Here is a 24,522-nt window from a genome sequence, read left to right as displayed (position 1 = left end):
AGTAAAGCGCTTTCAAAAAAATTAAATTAAAAAAATGAGTCATCACACGACTAATGTGTTGTGTGATAACTCATTTTCGTTAACATATGATTGATTTGATCTAAACGTGGTTTTGTCCTTTCAGGATCATTAATGGCTAAGGCACTTAAAATATAATCTACGATAAAAATAGCAGATACGACAGAGTTATGAGAGCCCACACTTGCTGAGGAACATGGTAATACATATTGTGCATACTTAGTTAGAGGAGAGCTGTAGCTGTCTGTAATTAAAAGCACTTCCACCCCATATGACTTCGCTGCCTCCATCAAGTCCTTCAAACGCTTTGCATAGCGAGGATAACTGACCGCTATAATGAAATCATCAGATTGAAAATGAACGAGATCATCCACCCAGTCACTTTTGTCCGCATCAATATATTGACAGTTTCCCAACAGCCGATTGATTCCGAGTGACAGATACTCGCCAACAGGCCTTCCACTTCGGACACTTGTACACAGAACCTGGCGGGAGCTGGCTATTTTTTCAACAATATGCTGAAAGGTTTCTTCCGTGATATTGTCTAAAGCGTACTGGATATTTTGAAATTGCAGCTCGACATGATTATGCAGGAGCTTACTTTTATTTGAATGCTTGAGGTTCGCTTCAAGTCTCGTTTGAGGGGCAGCTTTATGCTTCATATTTGATTGAAGCTCTTTTTGAAGCTCGGAGAAACCGGAATACCCTACAGCAGCAGAGAATCTCATGATGGTAGCTGTACTAGTCCCTACTTTTGACGCCAATTTATCTACAGTTAAAAACGCAACCTCCATTGGATTTTGCACGATATAATCTGCAATTCTCCTTTGTGCCTCGGTTAATCCTGCGACCTTATGCTGAAGCTTATGTATTAAATCGTCCATTATAGCACCTGCCCATTCTATCGGCTTTATCTACGATCAGATTTTTTCTTTTCCCCCTATATTGTACACATTTGTCATCAAAAAAACAGCCAGCACGAATCTATCGTACTGGCTGCCTTTGTCGAGATCATTATAGTGCTTGAGCTGCTGTGATAAGCGCAAGGTTGTAAACGTCTTCGGCATTACAGCCTCTTGAAAGATCGTTTACTGGCTGGTTTAAGCCTTGCAGGATTGGACCTACAGCTTCAAAGTTACCTAAGCGCTGTGCAATTTTGTAGCCAATGTTTCCAGCTTCGAGGCTAGGGAAAACAAATACGCTGGCGTCGCCTTTGATGACGGAATCCGGCGCTTTTTTCGCTGCTACTGAAGGAACGAAAGCTGCATCGAATTGGAATTCTCCATCAAGTACAAGCTCAGGTGCCTTTTCTTTTGCAATGCGAACTGCTTCAGATACTTTTTCTGTTTCGTCTGATTTTGCTGAGCCTTTTGTAGAGAAGCTAAGCATTGCCACACGTGGTTCGATATCAAACATTTTGGCTGTATTTGCACTTTCAATCGCAATTTCAGCTAGATCTTGGCTGTCTGGTGCAATATTGATTGCGCAATCAGCAAACACATATTGCTCTTCGCCGCGAGCCATGATGAAGACGCCAGATGTTTTCTTTACGCCTTCTTTTGTTTTAATGATTTGAAGTGCTGGGCGCACTGTGTCAGCAGTGGAGTGTGCCGCACCGCTCACAAGTCCGTCTGCAAGACCTTTATACACAAGCATTGTACCGAAGTAGTTTTCATCTAGTAATGCTTTTCTAGCTTGCTCTTCTGTTGCTTTACCTTTACGTCTTTCTACGAAAGCTTGTACAAGCTCTTCAAAACCTTCATATGTATGAGGATCATACACGTCAACACCATCAAGTGTAAGACCTAATTCTTTTGCTTTAGCTTCAACTTCTTGTTTTTTTCCTACCACAATTGGCTGCAATACTTTGCCATCTGCTAGTTTTTGAACGGCTGTTAGAATGCGTTCGTCCATTCCCTCAGGAAAAACGATCTTAACTCCTTTACCTGCAACCTTTTCCTGAACTGTTGAAAAAATATCTGCCACTTCAATACCCTCCTTGATTTTACAAAAAAAGCGTTCTCTTTTAAGCATACTCTTCTTCTACCTAAATTCAAACTACCAACTTATATTATAGCGCTTACAAATTAAATTCTTATTTTTCAAACTAATTTAATCAATTTTGACAAAAGCTGTCTTCCTCGTTCAAGTTTTGATCACATCTCCATTTGGACAAACTATGTTATAGTTGGAACAGATGGAAAACTGTTAATAGGAGTGAAAGAAATGAGCGAACAACATACAACAAATGAAGCAGCTCAAACACTAGATGGCTGGTATGCACTGCATGATTTTAGAACGATCGACTGGACAGCTTGGAAGCTGCTGACAAGTGATGAGCGCCAAGCCATCATTCATGAGTTCACAGGTCTATTGGAAAAATGGAAGACAGCTGAGCAAGATAAAGCTGGAAGCCAAACAATCTATAGTATTGTCGGCCAAAAAGCAGATATTATGCTCATGATTTTACGTCCGACAATGGAAGAACTAGGTGAAATTGAACTCGAATTCAACAAGACACGGCTAGCAGAGTTTACGATTCCAGCTTATTCGTATGTTTCAGTTGTTGAGCTCAGCAACTACTTAGCTGGAGGCGGCGATGGCGGAGATCCTTACGAGAATCCGCATGTACGTGCTCGCTTATACCCAGAGCTTCCTTCTTCTCAATACGTGTGCTTCTATCCAATGGATAAAAGACGTTCTGGCAATGACAACTGGTACATGCTTTCCATGGATGAGCGTAAATCTCTTATGAGAAGCCACGGCTTAATTGGCCGAAGCTATGCTGGAAAAGTAAAACAGATCATTACAGGTTCTGTTGGTTTTGATGATTATGAGTGGGGCGTTACCCTTTTCTCTGATGATGTGCTTCAATTTAAAAAATTGGTTTATGAAATGCGCTTTGATGAAGTCAGTGCACGCTACGGCGAATTTGGTTCCTTCTTTGTTGGAAACCGATTAGCAAACGAGCAGCTGGCGTCTTACTTCCATGTATGATAAACTCTTAAGGCTTCGGATCTCTCCGAAGCTTTTTTATGTATTTGTTTAGAAAGGTGATCACATCATGAAAAACTTCCCCATCGCTATTTTTGCATTAACGCTCGGTGCGTTTTCGATTGGCATGACTGAATTTGTCATCAAGTGTTGGAACAACAACTAGACATGTATAAACCTTTTGTCTTTTGCTTGTTATACTCTTTTCTGTATATGCTGCATAAACCATCAAACCTATTAAAATAAAAAGACATACGGTACGACCCATAAAGAAAGAACTACATGATGTGTTTGCCATTGAGAAAATTCCGTAAAGTAAATCTGCATAATGATGACGGGTATGAACAAAATTATTTTCCAAATGAAACTTCGCTTTTTACTTGTGATTATTTCTGAGAACACAAGGCCGAAAATCATAATTGCAATAAAGCTGCCCCATCTTGTTTTTTTATTTTCAGGATAAGTAAGAAACAAAACTAAACTCATGACCCACAACAATGCAGTTAGGATGAACATCATTTTATTTCTTTAGCCTACTTTCAATAAATTGAAGTGTGTCACCTGCTATTCTATTTTTAGATAGAACAATCCCAGCATGCCCACAACTGTATATGTGCCTTTTAGGTTGATTCCAGCTATTCCACAGAGTATCAGCATCGTTTATGTCGATATACATGTCATATTTTCCTGATATTAAGAGTACATTTTCTTTGTCTACGAGAAGCTTTGCTTTACTAGGGTTCATAATGTCCCAAGCTTTGTCGAGTTCTTCATACGTTGCTCCATGTTCCTCCAGATCTCTTCGTATATACTTACCAGGAAGAGTATTCCAAATAGAATGTGCAATATTGTTCGCATAAAAAGCTGATACGACAATATTCACGTCTTTCTCGACTGTTGCTAATAAGTTTGTTAGCCACCCTCCTAAACTAATACCAACTACGATTATTTCCCCACCTTCATTTTCCTTGATCCATTTAATCAGCCCTCTAAGTTCAACAATAGCTTGCTGGGAGGATTGCACGGTTCGACTTATATTGGCGCTAATCATCTGTTCACCAGAATATGTTGAATTTTGTGGTTCCCTATCGAAATGATAAGGCAGCGTGTAGTAATACATATTCCAATCATAATTTTTAACGATCTTATCGTGATAAATCTTCTTGATTCTGTCGTATGAATCCATTCGCCATCCATGTACGAAGATTACATTGGGCCTGTGCTTTGACTCTTTTCGTAAAAACACTTCCCCAGAAACCTTATCATTCTTATCTTCACCAGATTTGATGCTTGAATGAAAAGAAAATATTCCACTTTTTAAGTTTGCTGTATGGTTATCGATGTGAAATTGTAAATCAATTGGCTGAGCACTAAAAAAACGATCCCTATTACCTACGTCAATAGGCAAATTATTATAGTGACTTTCTTTACTTCTTGTTCTGTGCATATCCATCAATGCTGCGTAATCTATTACTTTTAAAAGCTTCAAAAGAATTAACTCCTTTAATCTCAAATTATTACTATACGAATATTTCTCCATTCTGCCTTTAATATTGGGAATGCCGTTGGTGCAGCGCTTGGCGGTCTTGCTATCGAAATCACACATTTACAGCTTGTTCCGTTATTTACTGCAGCTGTGACATTTATTGGTCTTATCATTACGATTATGAGCTATCAGTCAGATAAACGAGGAAAAAGGACCTGAGACAGGTCCTTTCAGCGTGTAGACAAACCCTAGCATTCGTTGTCAGTCCTGCGCTCCGGTGCTCGCCCTTCCTAGACTTCAAAGGTTTTCTATCACGCTGAGCTGAAAAAATACAAAGGGCTAAACTAAAGATCATTTTAGCTCTTTGTCAACAATCTGAAACTTTTTATTTCACCACGGTCACTTCTGGCTCTTCTATTGGTTTCACACGTTCCTGAATGGGATGAGAAAAAGAGTGCTCTGACAAGACAATATGGGATACGGTTTTTGTAAATCCAGACACTTCTTGAATAAAGGCTTCAATTTCTTCAAGAGAAGAAACTGACAGTTTAATGAAAAAGCAAGACTGCCCTGCCACTCGATAAGCAAAAAAGGCGCGTGGGTGCTCGTTCATAAAAGCCACAAAACGCTGATACTCCCCATTTAACACCGTAACTTCCAGCAGGCAGTCAATCAGAAGCCCTAATTTTTTATAATTGACCTGAACAGAATACCCTTCGATAATCCCTGCATCCTCTAATTTACGCACTCTTTCTGCTACCGCAGGTGCTGATAAATTCACTCGTTTGGACAATTCCCTCATGGATAAGCGGGCATCTTCTCTCAATTCATTTAAAATATGCACATCTACATCGGTGATTTTCATTCGTACCTCTCCTATCCAAAAATCGTTCCATTTGAAAAGTATTTTATGATAATACTTATGATGCGAAATGTAAAATAAAACTAAATAATGGTAGAATTTATTTTAACGGAATTGAATGAAAAAGCAAGTATGGAGGGATCACTTGATGAAAGAATCTTTAGACAGCCAGGCTTCTAAAACATTTCCCATCACACTTGCCATCGCACTCACACTTGGCGTTTTTGCGGCGGGATCGGAAGAGCTGGTGATTTCACCGCTGCTGCCTGATTTATCAAACTCCTTTCAGCACTCTCTTGATGTTCTCGCTCTTTCCATCAGCATTTATGGGTTAGCTGTGCTGGTTGGAGCTCCGCTGCTCGTTCCTTTAGGGGACCGGTATTCAAGAGAGCTGTGTTTGATTATTGGGCTGTCTTTCTTTTTGATTGGAACAGTGATGTGTGCTGCTGCCCCAAATTTGGCCGTGTTTTTTGCAGGCCGTGCTATTTCTGGGCTGGCGACTGGTGTATTTGTGCCAACAGCCTATGCTCTTGTGGGCGACCGGGTTCCATACGAGTATCGCGGCAAAGTGATGGGGCTCATTGTATCGAGCTGGTCTCTTTCTCTTGTCCTTGGTGTGCCCATTGGCGCCTTTATCGGTCAAAGTTTGAACTGGCGCTGGACATTTTGGATTTTCGCCATGATGAGTCTCGTTGTCCTGCTGCTCGTCATCCTTGAATCACGAAAACAAGTGGCAACAGCTGATCCGAAGGCTCCTCAAGCTAGGGAGAAATCAGGCTCTTTATGGGGGGCTTTAAAAATCGACCGAGTCCCTGCCTATTTGACCGTGACATTTTGTAACATGCTTGGATTTTATGGCATGTACTCATTTTTAGGAGCTTACCTGCAAAGTCTGTTTTCCGGAGGGCAATCGACTGCTGGACTTCTGATCATGGCTTATGGTGTTGGCTTTTCCATGAGTATGTTTACTGGGAAATTAGCAGATTGGTTTGGCAAAACGCGGTCTCTTTTCTTTGTGCTGGGCGGCATTACGCTCGTTCTTGCCTTACTTCCTTATGCACCGTTCTCATGGACATTGCTCATTTTCGCTTTATTTATTTGGGGTGCCATGCAAAGTTTATCTGTCACGCTTTTGAGCACCGTCCTGAGCGACTGCTCCCAAACCCACCGAGGCAAAGTGATGGCTTTTTACAGCCTTGCTTCCAATCTTGCCGTAATGCTTGGGTCCGCTCTGATGGGACCTGTTTATGTCCATTTCGGCTATCATACGGTAGGGCTTGTATGTGCACTCATTACGCTTGTTGGTTTTCTCATCAGCTTCGTCAGCTATAAACGTGAAAAAACCTTACAGCAGAAACATAAAAAAACATTTGAAACGTGAGCTCATTTCACTGCACATCTCGATATGTGCAGTTTTTTAGATCAATTTTTAATATCATCATAAAATACATTTTTTATAAATTTTGTTGACAATTGCCAATTTTATTTTTTATAATCTAGTAAAAATTTGAAAAAGATTGGATGGTAAACATGATCTTAAAGAATGATGTTTTTCATTTCAAAGAAGAGCCCATCGTTTCACCTAAGATGTTTACAGTCAATACATTAGGCCCTAAGGGGACAAGCAGTGAATATGCAGCAAAACATTTCATCTCTCATTCCACCACTACACTCGGCACTCATACGAAACTATCCCTTTACGACACATTCGAAACTTGCATTGAACATACTCTCTCTAACGCACTCCAATACACTCTCGTTCCACACGCATACGAAGGAATTAAACACTTCTACATGAGACCTGACCTACAGCTTTTACAAATATTCAGATGTGACACGCCCATGTATGGTTTGGCTGTCAGACCAGATTTCCCCTTTCAAGAACAAATGCTTCACCATTTAAAAATTGTTTCTCATCCTGCACCTGTGAATTTGATTCAATATTTTATTCATCAAAATGCTGAATTTGAGCTTGTCAATTCTACAAGTACAGCCGCACAAAAAGTAAGAGACGGTGAATTTGATTTCGCTTTAACCAATGAGGTGGCTAGAGCTACATACGGGCTCACCTTCATTCGAACATTTAAAAGCATTCCTATGAGCTGGTCTATATTCGGAAAAGGAGAGATGTAACATGACAACTGAACAAAAGGTGCAAGAATTATATTTTCCTCAAGCGAAAAAACGAGAATGGGATAATGGTGTCATCCAATATTCTACTGTCAGAGGCGATACGGAAGTGTTAATTTCATACGTCCCTCCTCACACAATCATCGAACCTCACGAGCATCCAGAAGCACAAATCGGCATCGTATTAAAAGGCGAGCTTCAAATGACGGTCGGCCAATCGACCCAATTGCTGACCCCATTAGAATCAGCCTATATTGCACCACCATTCGTACCTCACGGCGCATCGAATCTGACAGATGAAGAAGTGATCGCCATTGATATTAAGAGATTAAAAGATGGTGAAGAATATACGGCTCCTCCTACTTATTTCTTAGACATTTTCAAAACTCGTGATTTACTTCCTGGCATGGAAGTGACTTTTTTTGTGGAGGACTGGATGGAGCTTATGATTGCCAACATTCCGGGAAATGGCGGGGAAATGCCTTTTCATAAGCACCGTAATGAACAAATCGGGATTTGCATTAGCGGTGGGTACGATATGACGATTGAAGGCTTTACAGAAAAGATGGAATTTGGCACGACTTACTTCTGTGATCCAAAAGAAGATCACGGCGCCATTAATCCAAAACCAGAAGCATCAAAGTCTATTAATCTCTTCTTCCCTCCACGCTATAACCGCTTAAAGCCAAAAGCGTCTAAGGTGAAGAAATGAACATTGCCGGAAAAGTCGTCCTGATTACAGGAGGTGCGTCTGGGATTGGGCTTGCCGCCGTCAAGCTTTTCCTTGAACACGGAGCAAAAGTAGCTGTAGCTGATATCAATGAAGATAGCGGTAAACAACTCGTTGAATCATTGCCTCATGAACATGCAGCGTTTTTCAAAACAGATATTACGAATGAGTCTGACTGTCAAAAAACCGTTCAATCCGTGCTGAGCCAATTCGGGACAATTGATGTTTTGATTAACAATGCAGGCATCGAAATTGTCTCACCTGTTCACGAGATGACACTGGAGGATTGGAACCACATTCTACAGGTCAACCTGACTGGTGTATTTCTTATGAGTAAGCATACATTGCCGCATATGCTTGAGAAGAAAAGCGGAAGTATTATTAATACTGGATCTGTCGGAGGTCTCGTTGGCTGGCCTGACATTCCTGCATACAACGCAACGAAGGGCGGCGTCATCCAGCTCACCAAATCGATGGCGATCGACTATGCTGCTCATCAAATCAGGGTGAATTGTATCGCCCCAGGCATCATTGATACGCCATTAAATGAAAAATCCTTTTTAGACAATCATTCAGAAAGTCTTGAGGTTGTCAAAAAGGAAAAAGCAAAGGTGAACCCATTACTTCGTCTCGGAAAACCCGAGGAAATTGCGGGCGTGATGCTGTTTCTCGCCTCTGATCTATCCAGCTATATGACTGGAAGTGTTGTCACAGTAGATGGCGGTTACACCGCTAGATAAAAAGGAGTGCTTTCATTGAGTAAAAAAACCGTACTTGTCATCGCTGACTTAGGAGGATGCCCGCCCCATATGTTTTATGAAAGCGTGGCGGCATCTTATCATATCGTTTCTTATATCCCTAGACCCTTTGCCATTACAAAGGGTCACGCTGAACTAATCGAAAAATACTCCATTGCCGTCATCAAAGATCGTGATTATTTTGAGACACACCCTTCTTTTGAACACCCTGATTCTATTTACTGGGCACATGATGATTATCTGAAATCAGAGGAAGAAGTGGTGGATGACCTAGTCCGTGTGGCTTCCTTTTTCAAAGCTGATGCCATCACCACCAATAATGAATTATTCATTGCACCAATGGCAAAAGCAGCTGAGCGGCTGGGGCTGCGCGGCGCTGGGGTAAAAGCAGCTGAAATGGCACGTGATAAAAGCCAAATGAGGGCTGCATTCAACGCTGCTGGTGTCAAAGCGGTGAAAACTCAGCCTGTCACTACTTTAGCTGATTTCCAGCAAGCTATTGAACATATCGGGACACCGCTTATTTTAAAGCCTACATATTTAGCAAGCTCCATTGGCGTGACCCTTTTTCATGACAGAGCCGGCAGTGATGATCTCTTTTTAAACGTACAATCCTACTTACAAACAATTCCCGTCCCAAACGCTGTAACATATGAAGCACCATTTGTCGCTGAAACGTACTTAGAGGGTGCTTACGAGGATTGGTATCAAGGGGATGGCTATTCTGATTATGTCAGTATAGAAGGGTTTGTCGTGGAAGGAGAATATATCCCTTTTGTCATTCATGACAAGACCCCTCAAATCGGTTTTACAGAAACGGCTCATATCACTCCCTCGATCCTAGACAATGAAGCCCAGCAAATCATCATTGAGGCAGCAAAGAAGGCAAATGAAGGGCTAGGCCTTGAAAACTGTGCGACCCATACAGAGATCAAGCTCATGAAAAATCGAGAAACGGGACTAATCGAATCAGCAGCTAGATTTGCTGGCTGGAATATGATTCCGAATATCAAAAAAGTGTTTGGGGTGGATATGGCCAAGCTGCTGATCGATGTATTAGTCGATGGAAAAAAAGCGGAGCTGCCAAAAGAGCTGCTTTCTGGACATACGCATTATCTAGCAGACTGCCATTTATACCCTCAGCATTTCAAAGAAAGCGGACACATACCGGCAGAGGCCACACATATCACCATTGATCATGTCCATATTCCAAAGGATGCTTTAGTTGGAGATACTGTGATCGTCAGTGAATCCGTCCCATCCAAAGGCACCTTTGTGGATTTATCTTTATTTGAAGCCTTTAACGGCATCGTGTCGCTTGAATTAAAAGGGTCATCCTCACAGGATGTTGCCGCATCCATCCGCAACTTACAGAAGCAAGCTGCAATTCAGTTAATGGATGAATTAGTGAAGGGATAGAAAGAGAGGGTAACGTGGTGGAAATCTTACCATCTAACATAATTGAACGGCTGCCAGAACAGAAATTTGGAACCGTATTTGAGAAAATTGCGCAAAAAGCAGAAAACGGAGCGAACATCATAAACCTTGGTCAGGGAAATCCCGATCTTCCTACTCCTGCACATATCGTAAGCGCCCTTCAAGAGGCAGCAGACACTTTGCAATTTCAGCAATATGCACCTTTTAGAGGCTTCGACTTTTTCAAGCAAGCCATTGCAGATTTCTACAAAAAGGAGTTTGGCACTGAGATAGACCCACAGAAAGAAGTTGCCCTTTTCAATGGGGGAAAAACAGGCCTTTATGTCATGAGTCAGTGTCTGCTTGACCCTGGGGACGTTGCCCTCGTCCCCGATCCAGGATACCCAGAATATCATTCTGGGATCTTGATGGCAGACGCAAAGCCCTACTGCATCAAACTTGAATCGAAAAATGGCTATTTGCCGAATCTCTCTTCAATTGATCCGGAGGTGCTAAAAAAGGCAAAGGTTCTTTTCTTAAATTATCCGAATAACCCAACAGGTGCTGTGGCAAATGATGCATTTTTTGAAGAGACTGCTGATTTCGCCTCAGCTCACGGACTGCATGTCATTCATGATTTTGCCTATGGTTCATTTCATTATGAACAAAAGCCCGTTAGCTTTCTGAACGCTCCTCTTGGGAAAAGCGTAGGAGTGGAATTATATTCTCTATCCAAAACATTTAATATGGCAGGATGGAGAGTCGCTTTTGCTGTAGGTAATGAGGAAATCATCCAAGCCATTAACGCCTTCCAAGATCATGTGTTTGTCAGTATGTATGGCGGATTTCAACAAGCCGCAACCGTCGCCTTGCAAAGTGATGACCGTCACATACAATCATTAAAAGAGGTCTACCTTGAACGAATTCAATTCTTCATCCGTCAGGCAGAAAAGCAGCTAGGATGGTCCATCGAACGTCCAGCTGGCGCCTTTTATTTATGGGCTCCAATCCCTGATGATTTTGAACATTCTCATGCATTTGCTGACTATTTACTCGAACATACTGATGTCGTCGTCACGCCTGGGGGTGTGTTTGGAGCACATGGAAGCCGTCATGTCCGCATCTCAATGGTTGCTCCAATTGAACAGCTCGCCCTGTTTATCGACCGGCTTCGCATTCTTCCGATCCGCTTTAATCAAAAAACCCGCATATAGCGGGTTTTTTGATGCTATATACTTTTCATTGCTCCACCATCGACAGATATTTGCTGCCCTGTAAGATAGGAGGCTTCCTCTGATGCGATAAAAGCGGCCAATGAAGCCATTTCACTCGCTGAGCCCACTCTTTGCATTGGAATTCCTGACGCTACAGCCTGTACAGCTTCTTCCCGCGATAATGCCTGTTTACGCATCATGTTTCCGATAAATTGTTCATACCGATCTGTAGCAATAAATCCTGGGTTTAAACAATTCACTGTGATCCCTGAAGGTGCAAGCTGTGTGGCAGCATTTTTACTAGCATTGATAATTGCTGCATTCATCATACTGTTCGTAAACATTTGGTCACCAGGTTCCTTCCATAGGTTCCCGACAATTTGAATGATCCGGCCATATTCATGTCGTTTCATCATCGCTGCCGCACGCTTCATCGTATCAATGTACGCAATGGCTTTTTGAGAAAATACTGCCATCATCTGCTCGCTATCACACGAATCAAAGGTATCCGGCTTCCCCCCTGGAATGTTATTAATCAACACATCCAGTCTGCCAAACTCTTTTTCTATTTCCGTAAAAGCCTCAGCCCTCACCCCTTCATCTGACATGTCGCCACAGAAAAGAGCCACCGGCTCCTTTGTTTCTGCCATACGCCCAATGTGCTGCAGCGCATCTTCTAGCGAGGATTGATTTCTAGAATTGATGATGACCTTTACATTGTCTTGAGCGGCAAGCTTTATGGCGATGGCCTTTCCAATTCCTGTACTTGCTCCAGTTACAAATGCAATTCTTTTAGACAAATTCATCCACATCCCTTTTCTTATCAGCTTAGTACATATACATAAAATGACACATATAGAATGTATTTCAACAAAAAAAGACCTTTCTCCTGCGAAAGGCCCCCGTTCTCTATTTAAATGTCGTTTCCCAATTAAACCCGATCGTTTCGTCATTCCAGGCAATTCTCTTTTCATCTGGGTTTTTCGGGTCATACGATTCTGTTGTGAAATACACAATTTGCAGCGGCGTCTCACCTAGTACACGATAGCCATGCGCGACACCCTTTGGGATGAGAAGCAGCATCGGATTGTCTTCCCCCATATAATACACATCGGTTTGCCCCTTTGTGGAAGAGTCCTTACGCAAATCATATAACACGACCTGCGCATGACCTGCGGGGAAGAACCAAACGTCGTCTTGTTTTTCATGATAATGAAAGGCTTTGATCACGCCTGGAAAGCTTTTCGACCATGACGCCTGACCAAAGCGTTTCAGCATCGGTTCATCATCTCGAATGAGCTCTGCAAAAAAGCCGCGGTCATCACAATGTTTCATGAGTTTTTTCGTTTGAACACCATCAATCATGCTGTTGCCATCTCCCTTCTTTCTGCAAATATTCGTAAAGTGCATCCTTCCAATGCCTCGGCTGCCAGCCTGTGGCTTCAATCGCTTGAAGATCTAAGACAGAATAGGCTGGGCGAGGCGTTTGGAAGCCGTACTCTTCCGTGGAAATCGGCTCAATTGTGGCGGACAGGCCGCTTTTCATCACAATTTCTGACGCAAAATCAAACCAGGAACAGCTTTCTCGATTACTGACATGATACACGCCTGCCTTCTGATCAAACAAATGAATCAAGGCCTCGGCTACATCCTTTGTATAAGTAGGAGACCCTATTTGATCGTTCACAATGCGCAAATGATCTTTCGTTTCAGCGAGCCGAAGAATGGTATTCACAAAGTTATGCCCTTCATGTCCATAAAGCCACGAGGTACGAATGATTTTCACTTCGTCTGACACAAGCTGAATCAATTCCTCACCAAGCTTTTTACTCTTTCCATAAATGGTTTGAGGGTCTGCTTGTGCATCGATTTGGTAAGGGGTGTCCGCCTGCCCGTCAAACACATAATCTGTACTGACATGTAACACATCAGCGCCTGCGCGTTTTGCTTCCAGTGCTGTATAGTAAGCGCCAATGCCATTCACAAGATATGCCTTTTCCGTTTCTGTTTCACACTGATCAACAGATGTATAGGCTGCTGCACTGACCACAATATCAGGCTGAAAGTGTCTCATCGCATGTCTGACTGCCTGCTGGTCTGCGATATTGAGCATGTTCCTCGTTAAGGCAATGACGGTCATGTCTTTTTCCTTGAGCTGTCTGCTCAATTCTTTCCCTAATTGGCCGCCTGCACCGGTGATTAAAACTTTCATCCGTCACCCTTCTTCGCTCTGATCGTATTTGGTTTGATACCAATTGATCGTTTTTTTGATACCTTCTTCAAATGACGTCTCCTGCGTCCAGCCGAGCTCGCCTTTTAGTTTACTGGCATCAATGGCATACCGTCTGTCATGTCCTTTTCGGTCTTGAATAAACGCAATTTGATCATGACTGATTCCGAGCTGCGATAAAATAGTTTTGGTTAAATCAAGATTTGTTTTCTCATTGCCGCCGCCAATATTGTATACCTGCCCGGCTGTGCCGTTTTCGAGTACCTGCTTCACAGCTCTCGCATGGTCCTCTACATACAGCCAATCGCGAATTTGCTGTCCGTCTCCATAAATCGGGATTTTCTCTCCATTGACCGCTTTTCTAATAATGGTCGGTATTAATTTTTCCTCATGCTGATACGGTCCGTAATTGTTGCTGCATCGTGTAATCATTGCGGGTAATTGGTGAGTGTGGATATAGGATTTCACAAGCAGGTCTGAACTCGCCTTGCTTGCTGAATAAGGATTATTCGGTGAGAGTGGTGTTTGTTCTGTGAAAGCAGGATCATCTGGCTCCAAATCTCCATATACTTCATCTGTTGAAATATGAATGAGCTTTTTCGCCTTTCCTTTTAAGACCGCTTCAAGCATACGATACGTTCCAAGGACATTTGTTTGAATAAAAGGCTCTGCTGATTCAATGCTGCGATCAACATGCGATTCTGCCGCAAAATGAATGATCGCATCATAGACTTCATCAAATGCTTGATCCAGCTCATGCTGAAGGGTAATATCCCCTTGAATAAAACGAAAATGAGACAACTTTAATAATTCATCCATCTCCTCTGGATGACTGGCATACGTTAATTTATCAAAAACGGTGAGCCGGACATCTGTGTCCTGAAGCATCAGCTTCACAAAATTCAGTCCGATAAAACCCGCTCCGCCTGTAATTAAATAAGACTTCGTCATTCGGATCCCTCTTTTTTCTTCATCGTTTCAAACATTTTCGCAGATGCTTCGTGGAGAGATTCATGTGTTCCTGCATCAATCCACCACCCTTTTAACATATCATAGGTCAGCTGGCTATTTGAGATATAGAGATTGTTCACGTCTGTAATCTCTAATTCGCCTCGATCTGACGGCGAGATTTTCTCAATATATTGAAAGACTTCTTGATCATAAAAATAGATGCCCGTGACGCAGTAGGATGAGCGCGGATGCTCCGGCTTTTCCTCTATTGATAAAATCCGTTGGCGGGCAGCATCAATTTCTGCAATGCCAAATCGCTGTGGATCTGCCACTTCTTTCAACAGAACCTTGGCTCCACTTTCTTGCTGCTGAAAAGCTTCAACAAAAGGGCTTAGCGAATCTTCAAATACATTATCACCAAGCATCAGCACAAACTTCTCCTCTTCTACAAAGGGCTTTGCATAGGATAAACCGTCTGATATCCCAGACGCTTCAGGCTGTACCTGATATACGATGTTCATCCCAAGTTCCTGATCGCTTTCAAGCAGCTTTTGAAACAGCGGGATTTGTTCTTCTTGTGATATGACCATCACATCTAAAATCCCTGCTTCCTTTAATTTGAACAATGACCAATAAATCATCGGATATGGACCAACCGGCAATAAATGTTTATTGAAAATCTTCGTTAAAGGCGCCAGTCGTGATCCCTTTCCTCCTGCTAAAATAACTCCCTTCACATCTACACATCCTTATGTTCTTTTTGGTGATGATTCATGAGGTGTATAAGAATGTTTTTCACTCGTTCAGTTCCTTTTCCATCAATGAGTGTCCGTCCATTGAGATGGATGCTCCTGCGGAGAAAGTAGCTGCTGGACAGTCTTTCCACAGCACATCGTATATCTTTTTCATCCACAAGTTCACCTAATCCAAGATGGTGGCAGGCTCCCTTTTGCGCAAAACGAGCGGCTGTCACTGCTTGGTGGTCTACTTGTGAAAGGACAATACTTGGCACTCCGATACAAACTGACTCGTATAATGTCATCCCGCCAGCAACTATTGCCAGATCAGCTTCCGAGAGACGCGCAGGTAATTGATCTGTATGACGAATGAATTGAATATGCTCAGCCTCTATTTGTTCTTCGATGCGGGAGGCTTTTCCTGTAACCGCTAAAATGTGTAAGTGGTCCGCTTCGAGGAGTGCTGATACAGCCTTTGATAACAATCCGCGCGGGTCACTGCCCCCAAGGCTGATGACCACCTTTTTGCATTCTTTTCGAACCTCATATGTGTCTTTTAATCGGCTTATCTCTTGATCTAACAATAAATAAGGTGTTCCATAAAAATATTCTGTCCCATCTACTTGCATGTGCTTTTCATCCAGACCACCATAAATGCCGTTCACGACAGCATCGGCAAGCTGACAGGCTTCTGCTCTTTTTTCTTCGAATAAAACCAGCCTTGCAGAGCCGGAGGACGCTTTGACCAATCGAAGAAATTGAAGGTCACAATCAAGTACATCAATCAGCAGAAGAGCAGGATTCAGCTCTTTTATGTCCTGCTCCATCTGAAGGAATGCCTTCGACTCCTGCACCAAATGAACGTGCCAATCTGGATCTGAGAGCATTTCTACACAGATCTGTTCATTTGTATAGAAATATAAGTCGTTTCCTTCTTGAAGCAGTTGATTTGCCAGCCGTTTCATTCTGACGACATGCCCCATCCCTCTTAAAAAACCACCATACACAACAATCATGATTTTCTTGTTCATTCAGCATCCTTCTGTTTCACAAATTGATTCAACCGAACAATATCAGGGTCTTGTTCGCAAATGGTGATGAGCTCAGCCGCAGGCACAGCAATGGAGCCGCCAGCTTTCTCTAGTAAACGGGTCGCAAACACATAATCTTCTTCTGTATCAATCGTGAATCGATAAGCAGGATATGCAAGTTCTTTGGGCGGTGTGAATAATTGCAGATGAAATTGCTCAGGATGCTTTCTAATATAGAGCGTGACATGCTCACGCTCTGGCTGCGTAAGGGGAAAATTGTCGATTTCACTTAAAATCGGTGCGTCGATCATTTCCCCGGAAATACCGAGTGGTGTTCCAGTCGTATACGTGTAATCAGCCTTCTCTTGTCTATGTTTTTCAAGCATTTTCGACAAAAGGGCCGGATCTATAAATGGGTTATCTCCCGTTAAACGCACAATGGTTTGCGGTTCAAAATGACGGACAATCTGCGCAAATCGCTGCAGTACATCCGTCTCACTGCCACGAAATACTTTATAGCCCTTTGATAAGCAGTAATGAGCCAGCAGATCATCTTCTGCCTCAACTGTTGTGGCGATCATGAGGTTCTGCGTTTTGTGATTGTAATGAGCTGATTGCTTTACCCGTTCAACAATCAGGTCGATCAGCGCCATACCGCCGATCGGTTTCATCACCTTTTTTGGCAGCCTTGTTGAACCCATTCTCGCCTGTATGACAAAGAGCACATCATTGATCATTTGACGTCTCCTGCACGAGTACATCTTTCCACGAAACCCCTGTATGGGCTGGGATATCTCTGACAGCCTTTGCACCAAGTAAAACCGCCATATACCGCGGATGCAGACCTTGGCTTTTTTGGCCTGGACGTAACACGGCTAGATTTTCTGCGGTCAATGTCTCGCCCTTTGCAATGCCTTTTGTCGTAAAAATGCCTCGATACGCAAATTCACGAATCTTGCCTTCAATGGCTGTTGTCGTTTTATAAGAACTGCCAAGGAGCTCCTCTGGCACTGAATGAGTGTCAGCTTCTGTTAGATTCCGCTGCTTTTCTGCCGCTCGAATATGCTGAACCATTTCCTTCAATTCTTCAGGATCAAGAGCAAAGGAATGATCAGCCCCAGGTAACGTTTTATCGACTGTGAAGTGCTTTTCAATGATTGCTGCCCCAAGCTTCACAGCGGCCACAGGAGCTTCAGTTGGATGCTCACTATGATCAGAAAAGCCAATGACTGCCTCGGGAAATGCCGCAGCTAAGGTTTGAAGCACACGCAGGTTCGTGTAAGCTCTAGGTGCTGGATACTTTGCTACGCAATGCATGATAGCAACCTGTTGATTTTGCACGCTTGTAATCGCCTCATATGCTTCATGGACATCTGAAATGGTTGCCCCGGCTGTTGAGAAAATGATGGGCTTTTGAAAAGATGCCGTGTAACGCATAAGAGGCAAATGATTGATTTCATAGGATGCCAGTTTGAAAGCCGGCGGATCGGTTTGATTCAATAGATCCGCAGATTCTTCGTCACACACTGTGCTTAAAAATATCAGCCCTTTTTCCTCACAACGTGTCAATAACACCGGGAGCCATTCTGGCGGCAGCTCCATTTGTTCCACTAAAGAAAAAATCGACACCTCTTCTCCCTTGGCTGTTTCGTACAAACCCGGTTCCTTTTGATACATCCGATCAGCTTGAAACATTTGAAACTTCACTGCATCGGCACCTGCTTCTTTTGCCACATCAATTAAAGCAAGCGCCTGATCTAGCTTTCCATCATGGTTAATGCCTGCCTCTGCAATGATAAAGACAGGCGCACCATCCCCCACTTTGCGATCTCCGATATAGAAATGCGCCATCTTACCTCTCTCCTTTTTTCGGCCACACATGGTAATACAAGAAGGCATTTTTTGTTCTAAAGCCCAGCTTTTCGTACAGCTGAATCGCGGTTGTGTTATGCATCTGAGTTCCTGCAGACATAAACCGATGCCCTCTCTCATAAGAGGCGTTTATCACCGCCATAACCAGCTTTTTTCCGATCCCTTTTCCTTGTGCATCCGGTCTAATGGACAATAAATCAAGTACCAGTTCATTGCCCTTTGTCACCCCTTGAATCAAACCAATGACTTCATCGTTCACCTTTGCTGCGAGATTGATATCTGCACGTCCGAGTAAATTGTTTCTCATCCATTCCTGAAAGAAATGCTGGACGGCATTCTGATCTAAAAAAGGATCAAGTGCATACCGGCTTTTCATAAAAGCCTGATGAGCAAGTGACACCGCCTCATCGTAATCCTTTTCATCCGGCAGACTGATGACCACATCTTCACCTGTAGATGGTATCTCCATTTGAACAGGCGGCGCCTCAAGACGAGTGAGACCGCCCACATAGTACACATGTGACAGCCTTTGGACGATGCGGTTTTTTTCATGATCAGACGCTTCAAGACGTAAAAAGAAAAAATCGCATTTTTCTGTTCTCATCCAATTGATGAAACGCTCCATCAATTCTTGAAAAGCAGACGCCGACTCCGCGTCCACAAACTTCACATGAAAAATATGCTGATCAAAAATGCCGCTTTCCCATTTTGACCATTCATATAACAGGACTGCCTTGAGCTGGGCGCCATTGACAAGAGCAAACTGCTTGAAGCCGTTCATTTGTTCCGCTTGTTGGCCGTATTTCTCCAGCCAAGCGGCCAGCACCTGATCATCTACAGCATGAACGACCTTCATAATGATGCCTTCTGTTCTTTTAAAATAGACAACACCGCTGTGATAACATCCTGCACATCTTCATCTGTCATACTCGGATAGAGCGGCAGTGAGAGCGTCTGCTTGTAGTATGCGAGTGACTCAGGGAAATCCTCTGGTGAATAGTGATACGTTTGTTGATAGTATGGATGCAAGTGAACAGGGATAAAGTGAACACTCGTGCCGATTTTATATTCCTTTTGCAGCTGATCAATCAGTTCATCACGCGTGATGAATGCTTCTTTTGGATTCACTTGCAGTACATACAAATGCCATGCATGTCTTCCTTCTTGATGCACAGGCGGCAGAATCAGACCCGCTTCTTTTTGAAAAGCCTGATTGTATGCTTTCGCAATCTGTTCTCTCCGTGCCTGCATGTCATCCAGGCGGCTTAGCTGAACAAGCCCTAACGATGCCTGCACGTCAAACATGTTCATTTTATAGCCTGGTTCCTCGACCTCGTAATACCACGTTCCTTTTTCTCCATAACGATTCCACGCTCCCTTGCTCATCCCATGGAGCGCTAGTCTTCTAATTCGAGCCGCAAGCGCATCATCATTTGTTGTCAGCATACCGCCTTCACCAGTCGCTAGGTTTTTCGTTGCATAAAAGCTAAAAGCGGTCGCATCACCAATCGATCCAATTGGCTGACCATGGTACGTTGTGTAAAGAGCATGGGCAGCATCTTCAAGTACAAATAGATCATACTTTTTGGCAATCGCTAAAATCCGGTCCATATCACACGATTGACCAGCAAAATGAACAGGGACAATCGCTTTTGTATGTGGTGTAATGGCCGCTTCTAGTTTCTCTGCATCGAGGTTGAGTGTCGCTGGGTCAATATCGACAAATACAGGAGCTGCCCCTGTATGAATGATCGTATTGGCTGTTGCGCAAAATGTCAGAGGCGTTGTAATCACCTCATCCCCATTCCCAATCCCTTTAGCTTTTAAGGCTAAAAATAAAGCAGCCGTACATGAATTGACAGCGATCGCATGTTTTGCACCGGTCAGCTGCTGAAATTCTTCTTCAAACTGTCTTACTTTTGGTCCAGTTGACAGCCAGCCGGACTTTAATGTTCCAATGACTTCATCAATTTCTTCCTGCTCAATGAAAGGCAGAGCATACGGAAGAAATTGTTCTCTCTTTTTTTCCATATCGCTTGCACACCCCTATCTTCATCTCTGAAAATCTACACCTGTTTTTGTTTTAAGCAGAGAAAGCAGAACATCGGTCGATCGCGCATGCGGATAATGTTGTTTAATGAATTGAGCTCCTTGCTGTTTTGCCAGTTTCATCTCTTGTTCATCCGACAAAATACGAATGGCTTTCTCAGCTAGTTCAACAGGGTTTTCCATATGATAGCTGCCAAGCGACTCGTAATATGGGTATCTTCTGCCTTCTGTCATTTTCCCGATCAGCACACTCTTTTCAAAAAGCATGGCTTCAAGACCAACTGTTGATGTGAGCGTAATCACGATATCCACATATGGCAGCAGATCATACAGGTCGATTTCTTTTTTTATCAATCTCACATGATTCCCCGCTCGTTCAATAGACACATAGTCGTTTAATCGATTTCGGGCAATTTCCCAAGGATGCGGCTTCATGATCAGCTGAATGTCTTTCCGTTTGGCGATCGTTTTAAGAACATCGCCATAGAAGGCCTCAGAAAACGGCTGCGTTGCCACAAGCACAGTCTTTTTAGCCGGACTGAAGTTCAATTTACGAAAAATGAGATCCTGTTGAAGCGGCGTTCGCTCCTTCACCAAATCAAATCTCGGATGACCTGTGATCTCCACCTGTTCCGGCTGACAGCCTTTGTCTACATACCAGTCCTTTTCATACTTTCCAAACACCCCATGGCAAGTCGTGAAAATCGGTAAAAAGGCTTCGTCTCCCATAAGCGCGCCGTGCTGAAGACAGATACTCGTAAGCTGGCGTTTCACTGTTTGCAAAGCGAGTACTCGGCTGTAAGCATCCTCCGTCGTTCCAACAATGACAGCTGCAATCGGCTGCATCTGAAATAGCACTTCTGTCTGGTCAATGACATCGATAAATTGCACAATGTCCTTCCGCAGTTTTTCTCTAAAAAAGACATTGCCAAAGACAGGGTGGTGAGCGTAAGGTTTAAGGAGAACATTTGCTTTTTCAATATATTCAGCATGGGCTTCTTTATTAACCTCTCCGGCTAATTCCGGCTTACTGATGACAGGTAATCCGAAATAATCCGCCTTCTTCCAGCGAGCGAGCACCACCGTTTGGTTTGGATGGAACCGCGTGTAATTTTGTTCAGTAAAACGCAGGTGTTCAAAGTGAAGCAATACCTTTCCATTCGCAGGACGATAAGCGATCCGCTTGATCTGCTGCTTATGCTGATCAAAAAATGGCTGAATCTCTTCCGGTAATGGACAAGCGGTTGTCAGTTCTTGACCGAACACTTCATCTTCCATGCGTTCCCTCACTTCTGGACTGATATATTGATAAAAATTACTGATCAACCCAAGAGGAATTTGCTTGTAGGACAAATCCTTCATCAGATTCACATACTCAAAGTACACTTGCCAATAATGATGAATATAGTGCGACACTTCAGGTCACCTCCCATTTCTTTGTTTTAATATACTGCGTAGCTCCCAGCAGGTAGACTGCTCGGGAAGTGCTTGAATAAAGGCACTTTTCTCTTCTTCTGCCAGCTGATAATGAATTGACTGTTCTGTGATGTAATTTGTATCTAATATTTCATCAAAGGGATAGAACGGATAAAAATGATTTAACCGAAAAAAGAAACGGGCATCCCCTATTCGATAAAAATGCGGACTCTCGTCCCAGTAAGACCCAAATTCAGCATGAATTTTTGATAAAATGGATGCACGATGTACGACCGAGCAATGATCTATGGCACAGGGGGCATTCCATTGCACTGTTTGCGCTGGCCGAATTGTTTCCTTCACTGGCTCTTTTTTGCTATTTAAATAGATCACTTTAGAACTGGAATAGACAATATCTTCACCTGGGCGGGCATCTAGATAATGAGTGAGCTTCTCTAAACGGTTCGAGGCGTAGACATTGTCATCTGTGGCATAGGAAATATACTCGCCCTTTGCCAGTTCTAATGCTTGATTAATCAGCACGGCGTAGCGAGTTTTCGCTGTTCTCTCTTCCAGCGTTTTGACACCGCTTTGGATAAAATGAACACGGGGATCTTTGCGAAACGGTTCAATCGCAGCTAGGGTTTTTTCGTTTGATCCATCATCCATGATAAAAAGTTCAAAGTCTGACAGCGTCTGCTTCAAGACCGCTTCAATCGATCTGCCGACGTAAGCCGCCTTGTTGTAGCTCGTCATAATGACAGTTACTTTTGTCAAAGTTTTCACCTCGGTCTCTTTCAAACTATGTTTATCATATGTGTCTCCTCTTAAAGAGACTGTAGAGTGACCTATTTTTTATAAAATTGTATTTTTTTATTGATCTATCTTTGAAAAATGCGAATTTTTTGGTAATATAAGTAATCATTTGTGTGTATTAAAGGAGTAAAGAACATTGGAAGCTATGAAGAATGATCACTCCCAAGAAGAGGAAGTAAAAGGATTTTTTCGATTTTTTAAAATTTTCGTCGCGACAAAAACGATTATTCGCTCATATCGACATTCCAATATTCCAATTTGGCTGATGATGCTCCTTGCAAGTATCGCCGGTACGGGCTGGATCTACGAAGGGTATTTTAGCGAGTATATGGGCAATCATATTCCATTCCCTTTTATTCTGTTACAAGGAGCGGGATATGGTATTTTGGCAGGCAATATGATTCTATTTTTCGGTGTCCTCCTGATCAAATGGTTAGGCCGTCTCTTTTTCGGCTGCCAGTCGGCGTATCGAGATATACTCAAAGCCTGCACACTGACGGTTTTTTTCCCTTCTGCTTTATTTTCACTTACTTGGATTTTCACAGTTGGGATGCTCGGTCCGTATACGTTTGTTAAAGTCTCACCATATTTAGATCAGCATTATGAAGTATGGTATTATCTCAATCTTTTACCTCTTACGGAAGCATATGCAAAGACGTGGATATTTGGAATGGCTGTTTTAGGCATTGTCGCTGTGATGAAGCTCAGATTATGGCAAGCCTTCATCATTGTGATCACACCGCTCGCCGCGTTTTTTCTCATCATGACACTTTTATTTGATATTCAGCACGCTGTAAACTGGATCACGTAAAAAGAACGAGTACCGATAGAATGCGAAGGTTTGTCTACACTTTAGGAACTGTAGAGCAGTTCCTCAGATTGCTGACAAAGGGCTAAAATGGTCTTTATTTTAGCCCTTTGTCTTCTTTTCAGCGTGATAGAAAACCTTTGAAGTCTAGGAAGTTTGAGCACTGGAGCGGAGCGAATTTGACATTCGTGAGCACCAGCGCGCAGGACTGACAACGGATGCGAAGGTTTGTCTACACGCTGAGGAATTGCATAGCAGTTCCTTTTTTTCGGTCAATGTACATATTCTCCCCTCCTGTCTCATAGTGTGAAAGAGAGAAAGAATGCTATGGAAACAACAGGTGCTTTAGCGCCTTCTGTTTAGAACACCATGAGGAAAGAGGAGGAACGTTATGAAATTGAAAAATCAATTTGGGCAAGGTTCGGGTTTCGAAGGTCAAGATTTTCGCCAGCAACAATATGGAGCAAATCCGTATCCTGCGCAGCAGATGGGTTATTCAGTCCCTCCCCAAACGCAGGGTCAAATGCAGCAGGGGTTTTCGCCAATGCCGTCTACCGGCACTTCACAAGGAGGCCAGGGAACGCAGGGCGGCGGTCAGCCTTATCAGATTCCTTCTGGACCGATTTATCAGCAGAATGTCACTGGTCAGCTGCCAATCGAGCAGTCCTATATTGAAAATATTTTACGATTGAACCGCGGCAAGGTAGCCACGATTTATATGACATTTGAGGCAAGCAAAGAATGGAATTCGAAGATTTTTAGAGGCGTCATTGAAGCTGCAGGACGTGACCACATTATCATTAGTGATAACAAGACAGGAACACGATACTTACTATTAACGATCTATCTTGATTACATTACGTTTGATGGGGAAATTCAATACGACTATCCATACTCCATGTCTACGTATTCTCCGAGGTAGATAACGCCACATATCGCAAAAGCAAGGAGCAGGCGCCCTTGCTTTTTTCTTTTGTCTAGGTTTTTGTCACACCTCTGGGGCG

Annotated in this window: 25 protein-coding genes; 9 read left to right on the top strand and 16 right to left on the bottom strand. The window is 43.0% G+C overall.

Annotated elements, in window-relative coordinates:
* Nucleotides 1–50 precede the first annotated feature (50 nt).
* A complete protein-coding gene (locus tag NSS92_RS15930) occupies nt 51–902 on the bottom strand; it encodes a MurR/RpiR family transcriptional regulator (protein WP_267586875.1) in 852 nt (283 codons plus the stop codon).
* Nucleotides 903–1,032: 130 nt separating this feature from the next.
* Nucleotides 1,033–2,004, bottom strand: coding sequence for a phosphate acetyltransferase (pta, locus tag NSS92_RS15925; RefSeq protein ID WP_024423792.1), 972 nt, complete (start codon nt 2,002–2,004; stop codon nt 1,033–1,035).
* 240 nt (nt 2,005–2,244) lie between these two features.
* Between pta and hemQ the strand changes: the two genes are divergently transcribed.
* A complete protein-coding gene (gene hemQ / locus NSS92_RS15920) occupies nt 2,245–3,015 on the top strand; it encodes a hydrogen peroxide-dependent heme synthase (protein WP_024423793.1) in 771 nt (256 codons plus the stop codon).
* A gap of 517 nt (nt 3,016–3,532) precedes the next feature.
* On the opposite strand, the gene NSS92_RS15915 is transcribed toward hemQ, so the two are convergent.
* On the bottom strand, nt 3,533–4,501 hold the full coding sequence (locus NSS92_RS15915) for an alpha/beta hydrolase family protein (protein WP_340869184.1): 969 nt from the start codon (nt 4,499–4,501) through the stop codon (nt 3,533–3,535).
* 382 nt (nt 4,502–4,883) lie between these two features.
* Nucleotides 4,884–5,363, bottom strand: a complete 480-nt coding sequence (locus NSS92_RS15910) for an Lrp/AsnC family transcriptional regulator (protein WP_267586877.1) — start codon at nt 5,361–5,363, stop codon at nt 4,884–4,886.
* 145 nt (nt 5,364–5,508) lie between these two features.
* Between NSS92_RS15910 and NSS92_RS15905 the strand changes: the two genes are divergently transcribed.
* The 6 genes from NSS92_RS15905 to NSS92_RS15880 all read left to right on the top strand — a co-directional run bounded on the left by NSS92_RS15905 (nt 5,509) and on the right by NSS92_RS15880 (nt 11,608).
* Nucleotides 5,509–6,741 (top strand): MFS transporter, encoded by a 1,233-nt coding sequence (locus NSS92_RS15905; protein WP_267586878.1) that lies wholly within the window; start codon nt 5,509–5,511, stop codon nt 6,739–6,741.
* A 149-nt stretch (nt 6,742–6,890) separates the two neighbouring features.
* Nucleotides 6,891–7,493 carry a bacilysin biosynthesis protein BacA gene (locus NSS92_RS15900; RefSeq protein WP_024423797.1) on the top strand — a complete coding sequence of 201 codons (603 nt, stop codon included), beginning with the start codon at nt 6,891–6,893 and terminating at the stop codon, nt 7,491–7,493.
* A gap of 1 nt (nt 7,494) precedes the next feature.
* Complete coding sequence (locus NSS92_RS15895; protein ID WP_034281271.1) at nt 7,495–8,202, top strand: cupin domain-containing protein; 708 nt, start codon at nt 7,495–7,497, stop codon at nt 8,200–8,202.
* Complete coding sequence (locus NSS92_RS15890; RefSeq protein WP_095409823.1) at nt 8,199–8,960, top strand: SDR family NAD(P)-dependent oxidoreductase; 762 nt, start codon at nt 8,199–8,201, stop codon at nt 8,958–8,960. The genes NSS92_RS15895 and NSS92_RS15890 overlap by 4 nt, the downstream gene beginning before the upstream one ends.
* A gap of 15 nt (nt 8,961–8,975) precedes the next feature.
* Nucleotides 8,976–10,397 carry an ATP-grasp domain-containing protein gene (locus NSS92_RS15885; RefSeq protein ID WP_340869175.1) on the top strand — a complete coding sequence of 474 codons (1,422 nt, stop codon included), beginning with the start codon at nt 8,976–8,978 and terminating at the stop codon, nt 10,395–10,397.
* Between the two features lie 17 nt (nt 10,398–10,414).
* On the top strand, nt 10,415–11,608 hold the full coding sequence (locus tag NSS92_RS15880) for a pyridoxal phosphate-dependent aminotransferase (RefSeq protein ID WP_340870053.1): 1,194 nt from the start codon (nt 10,415–10,417) through the stop codon (nt 11,606–11,608).
* 14 nt (nt 11,609–11,622) lie between these two features.
* Here the strand turns inward: NSS92_RS15880 and NSS92_RS15875 are convergent, their stop codons facing one another.
* The 12 genes from NSS92_RS15875 to NSS92_RS15820 all read right to left on the bottom strand — a co-directional run bounded on the left by NSS92_RS15875 (nt 11,623) and on the right by NSS92_RS15820 (nt 22,671).
* The gene (locus NSS92_RS15875; RefSeq protein WP_324290859.1) at nt 11,623–12,414 is read right to left on the bottom strand and encodes an SDR family oxidoreductase; all 792 of its coding nucleotides are present in this window, start codon (nt 12,412–12,414) and stop codon (nt 11,623–11,625) included.
* A gap of 103 nt (nt 12,415–12,517) precedes the next feature.
* Nucleotides 12,518–12,973: a dTDP-4-dehydrorhamnose 3,5-epimerase family protein gene (locus NSS92_RS15870; RefSeq protein WP_340869174.1), complete on the bottom strand. Its 456-nt coding sequence runs from the start codon at nt 12,971–12,973 to the stop codon at nt 12,518–12,520.
* Entirely contained in the window at nt 12,966–13,820 is an 855-nt protein-coding gene (gene rfbD, locus NSS92_RS15865) for a dTDP-4-dehydrorhamnose reductase (RefSeq protein ID WP_340869173.1), read from the bottom strand. Before rfbD ends, NSS92_RS15870 begins: the two co-directional genes overlap by 8 nt.
* Before the next feature lie 3 nt (nt 13,821–13,823).
* Nucleotides 13,824–14,789: a dTDP-glucose 4,6-dehydratase gene (gene rfbB / locus NSS92_RS15860; RefSeq protein WP_267586884.1), complete on the bottom strand. Its 966-nt coding sequence runs from the start codon at nt 14,787–14,789 to the stop codon at nt 13,824–13,826.
* A complete protein-coding gene (locus tag NSS92_RS15855; protein WP_340869171.1) occupies nt 14,786–15,526 on the bottom strand; it encodes a sugar phosphate nucleotidyltransferase in 741 nt (246 codons plus the stop codon). Before NSS92_RS15855 ends, rfbB begins: the two co-directional genes overlap by 4 nt.
* A 2-nt stretch (nt 15,527–15,528) precedes the next feature.
* Nucleotides 15,529–16,557, bottom strand: a complete 1,029-nt coding sequence (locus NSS92_RS15850) for a PseG/SpsG family protein (RefSeq protein WP_340869170.1) — start codon at nt 16,555–16,557, stop codon at nt 15,529–15,531.
* Nucleotides 16,554–17,294, bottom strand: a complete 741-nt coding sequence (locus tag NSS92_RS15845; protein WP_340869167.1) for a glycosyltransferase family protein — start codon at nt 17,292–17,294, stop codon at nt 16,554–16,556. Before NSS92_RS15845 ends, NSS92_RS15850 begins: the two co-directional genes overlap by 4 nt.
* Nucleotides 17,284–18,408, bottom strand: a complete 1,125-nt coding sequence (locus NSS92_RS15840) for an N-acetylneuraminate synthase family protein (protein WP_340869165.1) — start codon at nt 18,406–18,408, stop codon at nt 17,284–17,286. Before NSS92_RS15840 ends, NSS92_RS15845 begins: the two co-directional genes overlap by 11 nt.
* A 1-nt stretch (nt 18,409) precedes the next feature.
* Complete coding sequence (locus NSS92_RS15835; RefSeq protein ID WP_267586889.1) at nt 18,410–19,285, bottom strand: GNAT family N-acetyltransferase; 876 nt, start codon at nt 19,283–19,285, stop codon at nt 18,410–18,412.
* Nucleotides 19,282–20,460 (bottom strand): DegT/DnrJ/EryC1/StrS family aminotransferase, encoded by a 1,179-nt coding sequence (locus tag NSS92_RS15830; RefSeq protein ID WP_340869163.1) that lies wholly within the window; start codon nt 20,458–20,460, stop codon nt 19,282–19,284. Before NSS92_RS15830 ends, NSS92_RS15835 begins: the two co-directional genes overlap by 4 nt.
* A 21-nt stretch (nt 20,461–20,481) precedes the next feature.
* Nucleotides 20,482–21,894, bottom strand: a complete 1,413-nt coding sequence (locus NSS92_RS15825; protein ID WP_340869161.1) for a capsular polysaccharide export protein, LipB/KpsS family — start codon at nt 21,892–21,894, stop codon at nt 20,482–20,484.
* A gap of 6 nt (nt 21,895–21,900) precedes the next feature.
* Entirely contained in the window at nt 21,901–22,671 is a 771-nt protein-coding gene (locus NSS92_RS15820) for a glycosyltransferase family 2 protein (protein WP_340869159.1), read from the bottom strand.
* A gap of 184 nt (nt 22,672–22,855) precedes the next feature.
* Here NSS92_RS15820 and NSS92_RS15815 point away from each other — a divergent pair, with 184 nt between their 5' ends.
* Nucleotides 22,856–23,521, top strand: a complete 666-nt coding sequence (locus NSS92_RS15815) for a YIP1 family protein (RefSeq protein ID WP_267587106.1) — start codon at nt 22,856–22,858, stop codon at nt 23,519–23,521.
* Nucleotides 23,522–23,909: 388 nt separating this feature from the next.
* Nucleotides 23,910–24,440: a spore coat protein GerQ gene (gene gerQ, locus NSS92_RS15810; RefSeq protein ID WP_212039586.1), complete on the top strand. Its 531-nt coding sequence runs from the start codon at nt 23,910–23,912 to the stop codon at nt 24,438–24,440.
* The last annotated feature ends 82 nt before the right edge of the window (nt 24,441–24,522 follow it).

Origin of the sequence: Bacillus sp. FSL M8-0166, from assembly GCF_038008825.1 — a bacterium.
GTDB lineage: Bacteria > Bacillota > Bacilli > Bacillales > Bacillaceae > Bacillus > Bacillus safensis.
The sequence above is the reverse complement of the archived record's forward strand: the minus strand, read 5'-3'. Positions and strand labels throughout refer to the sequence as shown.